Here is a 15,362-nt window from a genome sequence, read left to right as displayed (position 1 = left end):
TTGAAACAAAAGCTCAACGTACGGTTAGCCGAACCTTATATAGTCTTCACTTAGTTAGTCAAGCCTTGCTTAAAAGGGTGGTCACCCCCGCGCGCGTGACGCTACGCGGGATCGCTCGCTTCTGCAGTTATTTCTTCCTCGGTTAACTCTTCTTCAGCGTCGCGGTACTTTCTTTCGGACGCCACCCTGGACTCAACCCACCACTTCTCATTGCGGCGGTACCACTCCACCGTCTCGGCAAGTCCGGAAGCGAAGTCCGTGAAGCGCGGCTGCCACCCCAGCTCGGCAATGCTGCTGGGATCGATCGCATAGCGGCGGTCGTGGCCCGGACGGTCGGTGACGTGCACAAAGTCATCCGCCGGGCGGTCGAACAGCTCCAGCAGGTCCCGCACGACCTGCAGGTTAGAGCGCTCCCCCTCCGCACCGATGAGGTACGTCTCCCCCAGCTTGCCGGAATCCAGGATCGTCCAAACCGCATCGTTGTGGTCATCCACGTGAATCCAGTCGCGGACGTTCTCGCCCGTGCCGTACAGGCGAGGACGATGCCCCTCGATCAGGCCAGTGATCTGCCGGGGAATGAACTTCTCCGGGTGCTGGCGCGGGCCGTAGTTGTTCGAGCAGTTGGAGATAGTGGCCTTCAACCCCCGCGAACGCACAAAAGCGCGGACGAAGTGATCCGCCGCCGCCTTGGATGCAGAGTAGGGCGAGGAGGGGTTGTACGGGGTATCCACCGTGAAGCGATTCGGATCGTCCAGGGCGAGGTCACCGAAGACCTCATCGGTGGAAATGTGGTGCAGGCGCACCCCGAGGTCCGCGGCCGCCTGGGCGACATTCAGGGTGCCCTCCACGTTGCTGCGGGCGAAGATCGCGGGGGTAGCCAGGGAGTTATCGTTGTGGCTCTCCGCCGCGAAGTGCACGATCGCCACCCGGTCGGTGGCAGACTGCTGGGACTTGTCGACGCTCTGCTGCGCCCCCTGCGGTGAGGCGGGCTGTTCGGTAACCGTAATCGCCCGCTCGAGGGCCTTACGAAACGCCGGGGCATCCGCCACGTCGCCTTCGATGAACTCCACCCGTCCCGGATAGGCAACCTCCAGCGGGATGCCGTCGTCAGTGCGTAGGTTCAGTGGGTTCGCGGCATACGTGAGGGCGTCAAAAATAAGAACCTTGACGCCCGGCCTGGTCTCCAGCGTGCGATGAACGAAGTTCGCGCCGATGAAGCCAGCCCCGCCGGTGACAAGGACGGTGGAAAAACTGCTCACATTACTCCCCTGTTAGCAGGATCAGCGTAGCTATTGCCGGAGCATCGCCGAGGCTACGCAGAGCGTGCAGTTGGTGGGCAGGTACATGGATTGCGGTACCTGGGGTTAGCTCCACGATCTCAGGCGTACCTTCAGCTTCAGCACCAGGCCAGACAGTGAATTCGATGCGCCCCTGCTGCCCCATCACCAGAATCGGCTTCGGCGCCTTGTGATCTGCAAACACATCTCCCGACTGGAAGGCGAGGCGCACCACGCGGGCACCATCGACATTGGCTTCAACCTTGACCTGTGGAACAGCACGACCACCTTCGACGTCCTTCGGGGCAGTGAGGTCCGAAATGAAGGTGTGCTGAGCGGCATTGTGCTCGGTCACGGGAAGATCCTTCCGCAGTTAGGGCAAGACAAAGAATCTAACGCCAGGCTAGTTCAGGCCGGCGTAGGAGTGCAGGCCAGAAACCACCATGTTGATGAAGAAGAGGTTGAAGACCATCGTGGCGAAGGCGAAGACGTTGATCCACGCGGACTTCGAGCCACGCCAGCCCGGGGTGGCGCGGGCGTGCAGGTAGGCGGCGTAGAGGATCCAGGTGATGAAGGAGACGGTCTCCTTCGGATCCCAACCCCAGAAGCGACCCCAAGCGGCATCCGCCCAGATGGCGCCGAAGATGACACCCAAACCGAAGATCGGTAGTGCCCAGACGGCGGTGCGGTAGGCCAGCGCATCCAGCTTGGTGGCGTCCGGCAGCGGAGCGGCGAGGCTGCCCAGCGGGCCCTTCTCCTTACCCTTGGGGTACTTGTGGCGCAGCAGGTACATCAGGGAAGCCATGCCGGAGATCAAGCCAATGCCGGCACCAATAGAGACCACGGATACGTGGATGACGAACCAGTAAGACTGCAGCGCCGGCACAACCGGGGCGGTCTCCGCGTATAGCTTAGTTCCCGCGTAGAACAGCAGGCCAACGACCGGGGTCAGGATCCACGGCCACATGACGCGCATCGCCTTGCGGCGGATCATGAGCGCGGCGACGACCATGGCGAACAGGGTGACCACGCCGACGTATTCGAAGAGGTTGCCCCACGGGAAACGGTTGGCGGCCAGGCCACGCAGGATCACGAACACCGCGTGGATTGCGATGGCCAGCCAGACCAGGGACTGGGTGATGCCACCGAGCTTGTTGGCGCGATCCAGGGTCTTGGAGATACTCTCGGAACGCAGACGCTCCGGCAGCTGCGCCTCGAAGGAGGCGAAGTCGGGCTCAACGTCGTCGCCCGTGACCTCACCGGCATCGGCGACATCCGAGTCGGCCGCATCGCCCGCAGCGCCTGCGCCGACGGTCACCTTGGCGGTGGAGTTAGCGCGTGCGGAGTGCTCCGCCTGCAGCTTCTCCAGCTCCTCGGCGCGCTGACGGCGGCGGTCCGCACCCACGCGAACCATCCCGTAGAACACCAGGGAGATGGCAAGCGCCAGCAGGTACAGGGACTCTGCGGAGCGGAAGGCCAAGTCGGAGAATTCGGATAGCTGCGGATCGATCTGCATCGAAAATCCTTCTAAAGAAAGTCTTAAATCGCTACAAAATATCAGCTTAGCGCCTGTTCACGCGCTTCCACAATCACCCGTTCGGGGTAAATCAACCCCGCGGCGCCAGGTGATCATCGATGTGGTCCTCCCAGTCGTCGGAATCCACGTCATAGGCTTCGTCCAGAGCCTCTTCCTCCAGCCCCAGCACGCGTTCGGCACGGCGGTTGAATTCGCGGCCCCAGCCGGCGGAGTCAGTACGGGACAGCCCGGCGATCTGGATCCGCGTGCCCTCGCCCTCCGGAGTAATGCGCACCCAGAAGCGGCGGCGCTTCACTGCCAGGGAAGCAACGAGCGCGGCCAGCATCAGCACGGCAAACACCAGCACCCAGGTAGTCGTCGGATCCTTGGAGATCTGCAGGTTCACAAACTCCTTGGCACCGTCGAAGGTGATTTCCGTGCCATCGTCCAGGGTGACGGATTCGCCCTTCTCCAGGTTCACGCGGTCCAGCATCTGCATCTGGCCGGAGTGCAGGGCCTCCGAATCCAACGCGAAGATGTTTTGGCTGCGGCCGCCGTCCAGTCCCGTGTCACCGCGGTAAATGTCAACAGCCACCGCGGGATCGCGCATTGCCGGGAAGTTGGAGGAAAGGATCTTGCCGTTCGGCCCGGTCCACTCCGCCGATGGTGCGAACAGCCCCTGCAAGGAGATCTGGTTCTTGCGACGCTCCTGCAGATCCGGGTACATGCCCGCGGGCGGATCCCAGCGCACCGCGCCGGAGGACAGGAAGTACGTCATATCGTCCGGGCGGAACTGCACGGTCTCGGTGCGCTTCTCCCCGTTCGGCCACTTAATGGTGAACGTCGGGGCGTAGCCGTGGCCCTGGAGGTACACACGGTTGCCCTCGATACGCAGCGGGTGATTCACCTTCAGCGTTTTATGCTGCCACTGATCCGTCGGCTTGAAGGCATCCTCCTTACCCGCGTAGTCGATGTTGGACTCGAAGCTCACCGCCTGGCCGTTCTGCAGGTAGTCGGCCTTGAAGTCCTTGACGTTCACGCAGAAGGGGGTCAGCCCCGTGCCGTCGAACACCGGGCCGTTGCGGAAGGAATCGAAGTTGGAGACCGCGGAGTTGCAGAACTGCGACTGCTCGGTATCCGTCCCTGCCACCACGATGACCTGGCCCTCGTAGTAGAGCATCTTGCCCGTCGCCACCGCGATGAGAATGCCCACCAGAGACAGGTGGAAGATCAGGTTCGCAGCCTCGCGCAGATAGCCCTTCTCTGCGGACATGGACCATGCCCCGGCGCGGTCGTTTTCCTTATCGACCTCGTTGACGTTCCAGCCCTTAAACTCCTCGCGCAGGGATTTCTGCACGTCCTCCACCGATTCATCGACGGTGCCGGAGTAGTGGTAGGGCATGCGGTCCAGACGCTTCGGCGCTGGCGGCGGGGAGGAACGCAGGGCTTTGTAGTGGTCGATACTGCGCGGCAGGATGCAGCCGACCAGGGAGATAAACAGCAGTACGTAGATCGCCACAAACCAGGTGGACCCAAAGACGTCGAAAAGCTGCAGCTTGTCGAAAACCTCGGCGGTCTTCCCGTTGGCGTCAATATACTCGGCAACCTTGCCCTCATTGAGCGACCGCTGTGGTAGCAGCGCGCCCGGGATCGCAGCCAGCGCCAGCAGGAAAAGCAGCACCAGGGCAGTCTTCATCTTCGTGAGCCACTGCCAGCCCTTCTTCGGCCAACTCAGGATCTTCTTCAGCATGGTTGCTCTTTCGTACTTTCGCTCTCTCGTTATTATTGACGCCCACTTCTCAGCCGCGACCTTTTCCCTTAAGCCGACGGCAGCGAATCGGCTTAGATCGGCAGGGTCTTATCCGAGATGAATACCTCCCGGATATAGTCCACGAACACCGCCCACTGCCCGGTGACCAGCAGCAAGCCGACAATGATCAGCAGCGCGCCGCCGATCATCTGGATGGTGCGGGAGTGCTTGCGCAGCCAACCGATACCCGTCAGCGCCTTCGAGGACCCCAGCGCCACGACAATGAATGGTAGCCCGAGGCCCAGACAATAAGCGACGATCAAGATCACACCGCGGGCGGCGGTCATCCCCTGGGTGCCGGTGGATACCGAAATGATGGAGGCCAACGTGGGACCCAGGCAGGGTGTCCAGCCCAGGGCGAACACTCCGCCCAGCAGCGGTGCCCCGGCGATGGTGGTCCAGCGCTTCGGACTGAGGCGCGTGTCGCGCTGCAGAGGGGAAATGAAGCCCATGAACACCACGCCCATGGCTATGGTGACCACGCCACCGATGCGCATCAGCAGGTCCTGGTTCGGCGTCAGCGCGCTGATCACCCCGAAGACCGTGACCGTCGCCAGCACGAACACCACGGTGAAGCCCAGTACGAACAGCAGGGCTGCGGTGGCCACCCGGCCACGCTTTGCCTTGACCACCGCACCTTGTTCCGTGAACTCGGTCTCCGCACCCACTACTCCGGCGAGGTAGGAAATATACCCCGGTACCAGCGGAATCACGCACGGGGAGGCGAAGGAAACCAGGCCCGCGGCGGCAGATACCAGCAACGCAAGCAGTAGCGGACCGGCTGCGGCCGTATCCGCGAAAGTCTCTCCGATGGACTCCGCGAGGATCATTTACGCTTCCTCGTCCAACAGCGGCTCGACCTGCTCCCACAGCTCCTTGTCGGTGATTTCCTTCAAGAAGATGTGAGCCGGGCGGTGCTGCTTATCCAACACGATGGTGGTGGGAATCACGGAGGCCGGCACGCCGCCAAGCGCCAGGGCGGTCTTAAACGGTGGATCGTAGATAGACGGGTAGGTGATCCCGTTGTCCTTGACGAAGTCCTGCGGCTTTTCCTTAACGTTGTCGCGCACGTTGATGCCCAGGATGGTGCCGCCGCCGTCCTTCTCCAGCTTCTCCTGAACACGCTGCAGGTCATCGGATTCGCTACGGCACGGGCCGCACCACTGGCCCCAGGCGTTTAGCACCACGACCTGGCCCTCGAAGTCGGAGAGGTTAATGTCATCGCCGCCGTCCAGATTGGTGCCGGTGAAGTCGGCGACCTCCTTGCGCTCCTCTGGTTCGTAGTGGATGCTGGTCTGCCCGCCGGGGGCGACGAATTCAAACGTTCCGCCGCTGGCCACAGCGTCCTTGCCCGCGGTGTTTTCCTCACCGCAGGCGGTGAGCGCCGCCCCGCTGGCGAGCAGAGTTGCCGCAAGGGCTGCCGTTAACTTTTTGCGCACCTTAAATCTCCTGCGCCGGCTCGGAATAGAAGATGTCCGTCAGCTGCCCGCCATCGAATACCAGCGAGGTAACGGAGGCCAACTCGCACTGGCGGTCGGCCGGGTTGTGAGCCAGGGGCAGGCCCTGCACGTCGCGCTGGATCATCACGATCGGCAGCTGGTGAGTGACAAGCACGGCCTCGTGCCCGCGGGCCTTTTCACGCGCGGCGTCGACGGCCTCCCACATCCGGTCGGCGATCTCCTGGTAGGGCTCGCCCCAGCTGGGGATGGTGGGGTTCTTCAGCATGGGCCAACGCTTCGGGTTCCACAGCGCGCTGCGCACGCCCTTGATGTGCAGACCCTGCAGATCGTTACCCGCCTCGATGATGCGCTCGTCCGTGTGGACCTCCAGCCCCAGCTTCTCGGAGAAAGGCCGGGCGGTTTCCTGCGCTCGCTGCAGCGGGGACGCCGCCAGGTACACCACGTCGTGGTCAGCGAGGTCCGCTGCGGTGGCATGCGCCATGTTCCGCCCCCGCTCGGAGAGGTGATAGCCGGGCAAACGGCCATAGAGAATGCGATCCGGGTTATGCACTTCTCCGTGCCGTACAAGGTGAACGATCGTTGCCATAGTCACCTAGCTTAGCGTGCCCGGCACCCCAACCCAAGTAAGGCAAACCCTGCTTTAAGTGCTTCTTACTGGGGTTTTAGATTCCTTGAATTAGACCCCAGCGCGAAACTTAAACCGCAGGGGTGGCCGCCGCTGCAGCCTCCGCAGCCGGGGTGGCAGCCGCCGCGATCTTCTCGAAGTCGGCATCGGTCAGTGCCGTGGAGACGAACCAGGTCTCGAATACGCTCGGCGGGGCGAACACTCCGTGGTCCAGGAAGGCGTGGAAGAAGGCCGGGTAGCGGAAGGTATCCGCGGCCTTCATGTCTGCGAAGTTCGCGCCCTCCCCCTCGGCGAAGCGCACGCTCACCATGCTGCCCGCACGCTGAATGTGGTGAGCCACGGAGGCCTTCGTCAAAGCGTCGGACAGAATCCCTGCCAGCGCGTCGGCATTCGCGTCGAGCTTCTGGTACGCGGCGGCGTCAGCCAACTTCAAAGAAGCCAAGCCCGAGGCGACGGCAACAGGATTGCCCGACAGAGTACCTGCCTGATAAACCGGGCCAACCGGCGCGAGGTGATCCATGATCTCCGCCTTGCCACCGAAAGCGGCGGCAGGCAGGCCACCGGAGACGACCTTGCCGAACGTCGTCAGGTCGCCGGCCACGCCGTCCTTGCCGTACCAGCCGGACTCGCTGACGCGGAAGCCGGTCATGACCTCATCGACGATCAGCAGGGCGCCGTTTTCGTGGGTAATGCGCTGCAGCTCCGCGTTGAAGCCATGCGGGTTCACGGTGCCCATGTTGCCGGCGGCACCCTCCACGATGATTGCGGCGATCTCGCCCGCGTGGGAGGCAAACGCATCTTCCACGGCCTGCACGTCGCGGTAGGGCACCACGACGGTATCGCCCGCGGCGGCCTTGGTGATGCCCGGGGAATCCGGCAGGCCGAACGTAGCCACGCCGGAACCGGCCGCCACCAGCAGCGAATCGACGTGACCGTGGTAGCAGCCCTCGAACTTCAGGATCTTGTCGCGGCCCGTGTAGCCGCGAGCCAGGCGGATGGCGGACATCGTGGCCTCGGTGCCGGAGTTCACCAGGCGGGCCTTCTCCACGGAAGTGCGGCGGACGATCTCCTCCACCAGGTCAACCTCCATCGTGGTCGGCGCACCGAAGGAAAGACCGTGGCCCGCGGCCTCCCGAACTGCCTCCACGATCTGCGGGTGCGCATGCCCGTGGATCATCGGCCCCCAGGAGCAAAACAGGTCCACGTAGGAGTTGCCGCCGACGTCGTGCAGCGTAGAACCCTGCGCGGAGGTGATAAACGGCGGGGTGCCACCCACAGATCCGAACGCGCGAACCGGGGAGTTCACCCCGCCCGGGATCAGCGTGCGAGCCCGATCGAAGGCTTTCTCGCTGGCCTGGTGCGAAGAGTTGTTTGAGTGCTGAGGGTCGGCATTAACAGACACGAAAGGAATCCTTCCTGCCACTTCACTAGTGGTTAGCTTGCAATCCCCACCAGCCTAGCGCGGCTAACGCTGGGACTGCTCATACTCCTCGTCCGCGGCCTCCGCACGGGCCAGGGAAATCGCCTCGGCGCGCTGCTTCTCCTGCTTGCGCAACTCGCGGATCTCCCGCCGGCGCTCCACCCAGCCCTGCCACGAGTGGGTCTGGCGCAGTGTGCCGCGCGCATAGTTACGGTGCAAGATGCGGGCGCTCCGGCTTTCGATCAAAGTGGAACTGAGCAGCATAAATACCGTAGCCAATAGGGGATTGAGCACACCGACGACCGCCAGTGTCGCGCCGACTACGTTGTACGTCCAGGACAGCCACACGTTCCAGTCAGTGGTGTTGCGGACATGGCGGACCAGATTCACCAGATCCGGCAGCGCGGCAACGTCCTCGCGCTGCATCACCACATCCACCTCCTCTGCCGCGGTAGGGTCTATGCGGTTGGAAGATGCCATGAGGATGCCCACGTCCGCGACCCGCAGTGCGCCCAACACATCACTATCGCCCACCATGGCCACACGCACGCCCATGGCGTGCACGCCGCGCACCGTGGCCTCCTTACGGTTCGGCGCGATACCGGCCAGCACGGTGGAAATGCCGAGTGCGTTCGCCGTTCGGCGAGCCACCGGATAGATGTCGCGGGAGAGCATGTAGGTCTCCAGCTGCATGTCCTCCAGCCGGTCGATCGCGGCCGGGGCATCGTCCTTGAAGCTATCGGCCAGGTTGATGACGCCGCGGTCCTTGCCCTTCCAGCTGACGATCACGGGCGATCCGCCGTTCAAAGCGGCCGTGGCCAGGCGCGGGTCGCGAATCTCACCCAAATCGTGCGGGCGCCACAGGCGCGCCCTGACGTGCCGCGTCTCGCCCTCCATCGGCAGTTCCACCATGCCCTCGAAGGTGCCGTCCTTGGTAATCTTCACCTCGCCTACGTCCAGCCAGTTGGGAATCCCCTCCCCTCCTGCACCGCTATCGCGCGCCTCCCGGTCGGCGCGCACCAGTGCTTGGGAGACGGCGTGGTTCGATTCCAGGGAAAGAGCGCCGGCCACGCGCAGGATCAAGTCCGGGTTCTCCCCCTTGACAGGCGTGACGTCGATGACGTGCATCGGCCCGTCGGTGAGGGTGCCCACGCGGTTGAAGATGATGGCGTCCACCTCAGCGAGCTTGTGGATGGTGCTCGTATCGCGTAGCAGGGCGCCCGAGGTGGCAGCGCGCCACAGGCCCAAGCGCAGCGCCAGCGGCGCGGACAGTGCCAAGGCGACGGGCGCAACGACTGCCAGTAGGGATAGGACGGTGGCCATCGCCGCATCGACGGACTTAGTGATGGCCAGCCAGGCGATAAAGTCCACGGCCGCCAGTACGAAAGCCCACGGCACCAGCAGGCTGGCGGTGCGGTTCGTCAGCTGCGTCAGGCGGGTCTCGTCCAGCGCCGACCCGCGCACCCAACGGTGCATCGCGGCCAAGCGCGTAGAGGATCCCGTAGCGTGCACGCGCATCTTCAAAGTCCCGCCATGGTTGCGAGCACCAGCATAAATGCGGTCGCCGACAGAAACTTCGAAAGTGCGGTGCATGCCACCGACCGGCCCCATGTCCACCAGGGATTTACCGCTGATGATTTCGCCGTCGCTGGGCACCATCATTCCGGTTTGAATGATGATGTCGTCGCCCGTGCGGATCTCCGCAATCGGAATGTCCTTCTTCTCCGTCTTCGACTTACGAGTCTTGCGCACCACCGTGACTTCCTTGGCGGCGGGCACGGTCAGCACAGAAAGGATCGATTTCGAACGCAGCGCCGTGCGCCGGGATAGCAGCCTGCCGAAGAGCAGCAGGATAGTGCCGCCGCAGGCGACGTCAAAGAAGATCGCGCCGTCAATTTCCTGCGCGGACCACACTCCGGCGAACAACACCAAATGGGTTTGCCACCCCACGTTGCCGGCAGAAGTGAAAATCAACGTACAGGCTGAGTACAGGTAGGCCAGCAGGATCGCCACGGAGCTGGCTCCATCCAGGGCGGATTGCCCGCGCCTTAAGCCGCCGAAAAAGGCCCGGTGGAAGGGCCACGCGCACCACGTCACCACTGGGGTGGCCAGCGCCAGGCAGACCCACTGCCAATAGTCGAACTGCCAGGCAGACACCAGCTGCAGAACCACCACCGGCAGCCCCAGCACCACGGCGACGATCAACCGCATGCGCGTAATCAGCTGTCGGGCGGTGTGCAGGCCCTCGGTGGAGTCGAAGGGGTTCTGGCGGCGGAACCTATCCATCTCCACCTTATTCCGGTCGCGCCGTTTGCGGCTCTCCGCCGCAGCCCATGCCCGCCGGTGGTCGCTGGCGTGGCGCCGCATGCGGCGGCGCGTTTCCTCGATCTCCAGCCGCGAGGCGCGGCGGCGCAGGGAGGAATCCGTCAGCCAGCTATCCAGGTTGTGCTTTTCCAGCACCTCCTGGATCTGGGCGGGCAGCACGTGATCTTCAGCGGAGATCCACGCCATGCCGGTGGAGTACACCACCGCGGCCTGCACGCCCGGAATATCGTTGAGTTCCTCCTCCACGGTGGTGGCGGCCACCGCGGATTCCAGCCCTTCCAGGCGGTAGGCGAAACTGGCAAGTCCCCAGTGTTCCCGTGCGGCACGGTCGGCTTCCTCTTCGGTGGACGGCGTGCGGTCCATGTCGAAGCCGGCCTTCGCCGCCGCCTCTCGAGCCTTCAGAATGGCCTCGTCGACGTCGTCGACACCCACGGCAGCTTTTCGCGCCGCCCGGCTGCTGGCCGGGACGATCTTTGAGTCCTGCTCAGTCATCTCCGCTAGCTCCGCAGGCTGTCGCCCGGCAGGGTGCCGTCGCCTTCGATGGGAGGCCCGTCGAGCCGATGCCCGGCGTCAAAAAACGGGTTAACCGCAGGACGGTAGGCCAGCAGCAGCGCGACTGCCAACAGCAAGGCCATGATGGCCTGGCCGGGGCCGGTGAAGCCGAAAACCCAGCCCGCCAGCATGAACAGGATGCCCAGTGCGCCGAACCACAGCACCAGGCGGCGCTTGCCGCGATAGCCGTCGCGCACGCCGCGGGAGAAGTAGACCAGCACCGCGCCGACCACGACGTTGATGCCGCCGAGGATCCGCACGTTGTTGCGCACGAAGTCCATGTGCTCGGCTTCCTCTGCGTTCATCGGCTCGCGATCCCACGAGGCCGTCAGAGCCAGCACGCCGAAAAAGATCATCAGCAGCCCCAGGACCACCAGCATGGCGAAGCTGATGATCACCAGGCGCGGCGTGGGATCACCGGGCTGCCAGTATTTAACATCGCGGTTCGGGTCCTGGCCGCTCGGGACCATCGAGGGAAACATCGCGGGCATGGTTAGCGCCCTCCCCAGGTGTGGTCGGTGTGATCGGTGTGGTCGCTATCGTTGCTGTTCTTTTGTTTTTTTAGCTCTTCTTTTTGACGCCGCGTTTCCGCCTTGTACTCCTCCATCTCCTTGGAGTACTTCTCCATTTCCTTGACGCTGGGCATGCCCAGCCAATCGTGGTTCTCCGGGCGGGACATAAACCACAGGCCCAGCGCAGCGCATACGCCGGACAGAATGGTCAGGATGCCGATGAGCAGCACGAAGCCTACGGGCATGAAGTCCGGCCCGCTAGCGAACGTGATGAGCACCGCGTTGAAGATCATGAACACGGAGGCGACGTTCAAGAACAGGCGGGAGTACGGAGCCCCACGGCCTGCGCGCCAGGCCAAGTAGGCACAGGCTGCCGAGGCGATAATGCCCCACATCAGTGAGCTGATGTTTACCTGCGTGGCGATCTCGGAGGCAGCCTGATCTGCAAGAACGCTGGCGAACATGCCGCTTTGGCTATCGAGGATGCCCTGGCTGCTCTGGGTCAGTGCGCGCGGGTCGACAATGTTGGCCACGAACTGCACCACACTTGCCAGCAGCTGCAGCACGGCTACCGCCAGCCAGGCCCATACGCCGTAGCGGACGTCTTCCGGTGCCTCCTTGAGGTTCGGCGCGAGGCCGTCCTTGCGCCCCACCTTCGGAGGCTTCGGTGGCTTCGGGGGTTGCTGCGGGCCGTGTGAACCATACGGCCCCTGCGGGCCGTGCGGCCCCGGCTGCCCCTGCGGGTTCTGCTGGCCCCACTGTGGCCCCGGCTGCTGACCGTGCGAGCCCTGCTGAGGGCCGCCCTGGGAACCACCCTGGAGGCGGGGGTCGTGTTGCTGTGTGCTCATATGTGCGCTGCTGTCGGTGCTGTTCATACAGCCATCTAGCCTACTGTGATTACTGGTGATTAAGCATCTTAGCCCTGCAGCATCTGCGCCACGCGGGTTGCCCAGTAGGTCAGGATGATGTCCGCCCCGGCGCGGCGGATGCCGTAGATGGATTCTATGATCGCAGCTTCCTCGTCGATCCAGCCGTTCTGGGCGGCTGCGGAGATCATCGCGTACTCGCCGGATACCTGGTAGGCCGCCACGGGCACCGGGGACATGTTCGCCACTTCACGCAGCACGTCCAGGTAGGGCATGGCGGGCTTGACCATCACCATGTCCGCCCCCTCGTCGATGTCCAGCTGGGTTTCCAGGATGGATTCCCGCAGGTTGCGGGGGTCCTGCTGGTAGGTGCGGCGGTCGCCCTGCAGGGAGGAACCCACGGCCTCGCGGAAGGGGCCGAAGAACGCGGAGGCGTACTTCGCGGAGTAGGCCATGATCGATACGTCCTGGTGGCCGGCCTCGTCTAGTGCTTCGCGGATGTGCCGGATCTGCCCATCCATCATTCCGGAAGGGCTCACGATATGCGCGCCAGCCTCGGCCTGCGCAACCGCCATCTTCGCGTACTGCGGCAGGGTGGCATCATTGTCCACGATCTGGTGGCCGTAGCGGTCGGTGGCGAGCACGCCACAGTGACCGTGGTCTGTGAACTCGTCCAGGCACGTATCGGCCATCACCAGGATGTCGTCGCCGAAGCGCTCGCGGACGGCGCGCAGGCCGCGGTTGAGAATGCCATTCTCGGCTACCGACTGGCTGCCGGTCGCATCCTTGTCCTCATCCAGCGGCACTCCGAACAGGTCGATGGATCCCACGCCTGCGTTCGCGGCTTCCTCCACCGCGCGTAGCAGCGAATCCTCGGTGTGCTGCTGCACGCCGGGCAAACTGGTGATGTCCCGCGGGGCGTCCAGCCCATCGGCGATAAACATCGGCAACACCAGCCGGTTGGGGTTCAGGTCCGTCTCCGCAGTGAAGTTGCGCATCTGCGGGGACGTGCGGAGTCGGCGGGGGCGGCGGAACGGGGTGTAGTTCGAAGTCATGCCAACGATGCTACTCCCGCGCCCGGACGGGCTTGTTAGGCCCCGGTGTCCTTCTTCTCGCTCGTCTTTTTACGACGCCGCCTCCGCTTCCGCGGAGGCGGAAGTTGTCCCTTGGCGCGCAGGTCAGCCACGTGGTCAGCGAGGGCGTCCACAAGCTCCGGCACGCCAGCGGCCTCGGGCATGACGTCGACACGCAGGCCGTGCTCGCGAGCGGTCTGTGCGGCCATCGGCCCAATACAGGCGATGATGGTGCGCGCATGCGGCTTGCCCGCGATGCCTACCAGGTTCTTCACGGTCGAGGAGCTGGTGAAGCAGACTGCGTCGAAGCCACCAGTCTTGATCATGTCGCGGATCTCCGGGCTGGGCGGGGCGGCGCGGACGGTGCGATAGGCCACGACGTCCTCCACATCCCAGCCCAGGTCGATCAGGCCGTCGACCAGCACGTCGGTGGCAATGTCCGCGCGCGGCAGCAGCACGCGGTCAACCAGGTCCAGGTCCGGGTCGTGCGGCGGGAAGACGTCCACTAGGCCCGCGGCGTTGCGCGCATCGTCCTTCGGCAGCAGTTCCGGGGTGATTCCCAGATCCTTCACTGCCTGGGAGGTCTTCGGTCCCACGGCGGCCACGCGCACGCCCGCCAGGGCGCGGGCGTCGAGTCCGAACTCACGCAGCTTCTCCCAGACGGCCTTCACTGCGTTGACGCTGGTGAAGACGATCCAGTAGTAGCGGCCATCGACCAGCCCCTTGATGGCGCGCTCCATCTGCACGGGGCTACGAGGTGGCTCGACGGAGATGGTGGGCACCTCCACGGGGATAGCGCCGTGCGAGGCCAGGCGGGCGCTCATGGGGCCGGCCTGGTTCTTGGCGCGCGGCACCAGCACGGTCCAGCCGTACAGGGCGCGGTTTTCCCACCAGGAGTACTTGGAGCGATTACCCACCTGGGAGCCCAGCGTGACGATCAGCTCGGCGGGCAGCTCGCCATCCTTGGCGGCGGGGCCGGACTGGGTGGTGATGGACTTCAGTGTGTCCAGGGTGGCATCGTAGCTGCGCTGGCGACGGGTGGTGCCGTGCAGCGTAACGGTCGCCGGAGTGGTCCCGGCAATGCCGCGGGCCTTCAGCTCCTGCGCGATGGTCGCCAGGTCACCCGGGGCGGCGGTGAGGATCAACGGCAGCCCGGAGGCAGCCAGCTGGTCCCAGTCGGCGCCACCGCGGACATCAGCCTCGGTGACGTCCGGGCCAAGGCCAATACCGGTGAAGGCGGGAACGGCCACGGATCCGGTCATGCCGGGGATCACCTGGAATTCCACGGAGCTAGCTGCGACGTGTTGCAGCTCGTGCATGACCGCCGGGTTGCTCAGTGGGTTGCCGGCGACGAGGCGGACAACGTCGTTGCCCGCCTTGGCGCAGGCGACCATCTGCTCGGCCAGAACATCCGGCGCGACGGCATCCGGCACCGGCTCGCCGTAGGTCTCTGCGCCGACATCCGCGCCGGCATCTGTGTGGTCTTCAGTGCCGGCTTCTGTACCGATCTCAGGATCCGTGGCCGCCGGGGCGGCCAGCACGATCTCCGCAGCAGTCGGCGGGGTGGGGCGCGGCGGTCGGCGACGCGCGCCGGCCTCCTTGGCGGCCTTTACCTTCGCCTCCCACTCTGCCTCGGCGGCATCCAGCTTCTCCTGCGGCACCGGCAGACGGGTGGCGATGATGTTCTGCACGGATTCCAATACCGACGGATCCACCCACGCATGGGCGGTGGTCTCCAGAATGTCGCGCGCGCGGATGGTCAGCAGCTCCGGGTTTCCGGGGCCCGCGCCCACGAAGAGGATCCGGCCGCATCCAGTGGGTGCCAGGTCGGCGACTGCCGCCACTGCGGCGGAATCAGCGCCTCCTACCTGGGCATTTCCGGAATCGGTCATAGTGGAACTTTCTAACTTGTCGGGTCTGTAATTG

13 protein-coding genes are annotated in these 15,362 nt (G+C 64.4%); all 13 read right to left on the bottom strand.

The genetic code is table 11. The features are described from left to right. Positions 1-101: 101 nt before the first annotated feature. Positions 102-1,259 (bottom strand): dTDP-glucose 4,6-dehydratase, encoded by a 1,158-nt coding sequence (locus QKE30_RS06865; RefSeq protein WP_347934428.1) that lies wholly within the window; start codon positions 1,257-1,259, stop codon positions 102-104. 1 nt (position 1,260) lies between these two features. After that, positions 1,261-1,632, bottom strand: a complete 372-nt coding sequence (locus QKE30_RS06860) for a hypothetical protein (RefSeq protein ID WP_035002972.1) — start codon at positions 1,630-1,632, stop codon at positions 1,261-1,263. A 48-nt stretch (positions 1,633-1,680) separates the two neighbouring features. Next, positions 1,681-2,793, bottom strand: a complete 1,113-nt coding sequence (gene ccsB, locus QKE30_RS06855; RefSeq protein ID WP_347934427.1) for a c-type cytochrome biogenesis protein CcsB — start codon at positions 2,791-2,793, stop codon at positions 1,681-1,683. Between the two features lie 91 nt (positions 2,794-2,884). Further along, positions 2,885-4,543, bottom strand: a complete 1,659-nt coding sequence (locus QKE30_RS06850) for a cytochrome c biogenesis protein ResB (RefSeq protein ID WP_347934425.1) — start codon at positions 4,541-4,543, stop codon at positions 2,885-2,887. Positions 4,544-4,635: 92 nt separating this feature from the next. Beyond that, positions 4,636-5,433, bottom strand: coding sequence for a cytochrome c biogenesis CcdA family protein (locus QKE30_RS06845; protein ID WP_239198853.1), 798 nt, complete (start codon positions 5,431-5,433; stop codon positions 4,636-4,638). Further along, positions 5,434-6,042, bottom strand: coding sequence for a TlpA disulfide reductase family protein (locus QKE30_RS06840; protein ID WP_239198856.1), 609 nt, complete (start codon positions 6,040-6,042; stop codon positions 5,434-5,436). 1 nt (position 6,043) lies between these two features. Further along, positions 6,044-6,649: a histidine phosphatase family protein gene (locus tag QKE30_RS06835; protein ID WP_034985255.1), complete on the bottom strand. Its 606-nt coding sequence runs from the start codon at positions 6,647-6,649 to the stop codon at positions 6,044-6,046. 109 nt (positions 6,650-6,758) lie between these two features. Further along, positions 6,759-8,090 (bottom strand): glutamate-1-semialdehyde 2,1-aminomutase, encoded by a 1,332-nt coding sequence (hemL, locus tag QKE30_RS06830; protein WP_239198859.1) that lies wholly within the window; start codon positions 8,088-8,090, stop codon positions 6,759-6,761. Between the two features lie 63 nt (positions 8,091-8,153). Then, entirely contained in the window at positions 8,154-10,925 is a 2,772-nt protein-coding gene (locus QKE30_RS06825; protein ID WP_239198862.1) for an HAD-IC family P-type ATPase, read from the bottom strand. Positions 10,926-10,930: 5 nt separating this feature from the next. Then, positions 10,931-11,476 carry a hypothetical protein gene (locus QKE30_RS06820; RefSeq protein WP_239198865.1) on the bottom strand — a complete coding sequence of 182 codons (546 nt, stop codon included), beginning with the start codon at positions 11,474-11,476 and terminating at the stop codon, positions 10,931-10,933. Between the two features lie 2 nt (positions 11,477-11,478). Then, positions 11,479-12,345 carry a hypothetical protein gene (locus tag QKE30_RS06815; protein WP_347934424.1) on the bottom strand — a complete coding sequence of 289 codons (867 nt, stop codon included), beginning with the start codon at positions 12,343-12,345 and terminating at the stop codon, positions 11,479-11,481. A gap of 68 nt (positions 12,346-12,413) precedes the next feature. Next, positions 12,414-13,418, bottom strand: a complete 1,005-nt coding sequence (gene hemB / locus QKE30_RS06810) for a porphobilinogen synthase (RefSeq protein ID WP_297666629.1) — start codon at positions 13,416-13,418, stop codon at positions 12,414-12,416. 35 nt (positions 13,419-13,453) lie between these two features. Then, positions 13,454-15,328 carry a uroporphyrinogen-III synthase gene (locus tag QKE30_RS06805; RefSeq protein ID WP_297666630.1) on the bottom strand — a complete coding sequence of 625 codons (1,875 nt, stop codon included), beginning with the start codon at positions 15,326-15,328 and terminating at the stop codon, positions 13,454-13,456. Positions 15,329-15,362 lie beyond the last annotated feature (34 nt).

It is taken from the genome of Corynebacterium sp. c24Ua_83, from assembly GCF_039907245.1.
Taxonomy (GTDB): domain Bacteria; phylum Actinomycetota; class Actinomycetes; order Mycobacteriales; family Mycobacteriaceae; genus Corynebacterium.
This window is presented reverse-complemented; position numbering and strand designations above follow the sequence as displayed.

Bases quoted from the DNA above. Each gene is read 5' to 3' on its own strand.
- ccsB (WP_347934427.1), bottom strand. From the start codon at position 2,793: ATGCAGATCGATCCGCAGCTATCCGAATTCTCCGACTTGGCCTTCCGC.
- QKE30_RS06835 (WP_034985255.1), bottom strand. From the start codon at position 6,649: ATGGCAACGATCGTTCACCTTGTACGGCACGGAGAAGTGCATAACCCG.
- QKE30_RS06815 (WP_347934424.1), bottom strand. From the start codon at position 12,345: ATGAGCACACAGCAACACGACCCCCGCCTCCAGGGTGGTTCCCAGGGC.
- hemB (WP_297666629.1), bottom strand. From the start codon at position 13,418: ATGACTTCGAACTACACCCCGTTCCGCCGCCCCCGCCGACTCCGCACG.
- QKE30_RS06820 (WP_239198865.1), bottom strand. From the start codon at position 11,476: ATGCCCGCGATGTTTCCCTCGATGGTCCCGAGCGGCCAGGACCCGAAC.
- QKE30_RS06845 (WP_239198853.1), bottom strand. From the start codon at position 5,433: ATGATCCTCGCGGAGTCCATCGGAGAGACTTTCGCGGATACGGCCGCA.
- QKE30_RS06850 (WP_347934425.1), bottom strand. From the start codon at position 4,543: ATGCTGAAGAAGATCCTGAGTTGGCCGAAGAAGGGCTGGCAGTGGCTC.
- QKE30_RS06825 (WP_239198862.1), bottom strand. From the start codon at position 10,925: ATGACTGAGCAGGACTCAAAGATCGTCCCGGCCAGCAGCCGGGCGGCG.
- QKE30_RS06805 (WP_297666630.1), bottom strand. From the start codon at position 15,328: ATGACCGATTCCGGAAATGCCCAGGTAGGAGGCGCTGATTCCGCCGCA.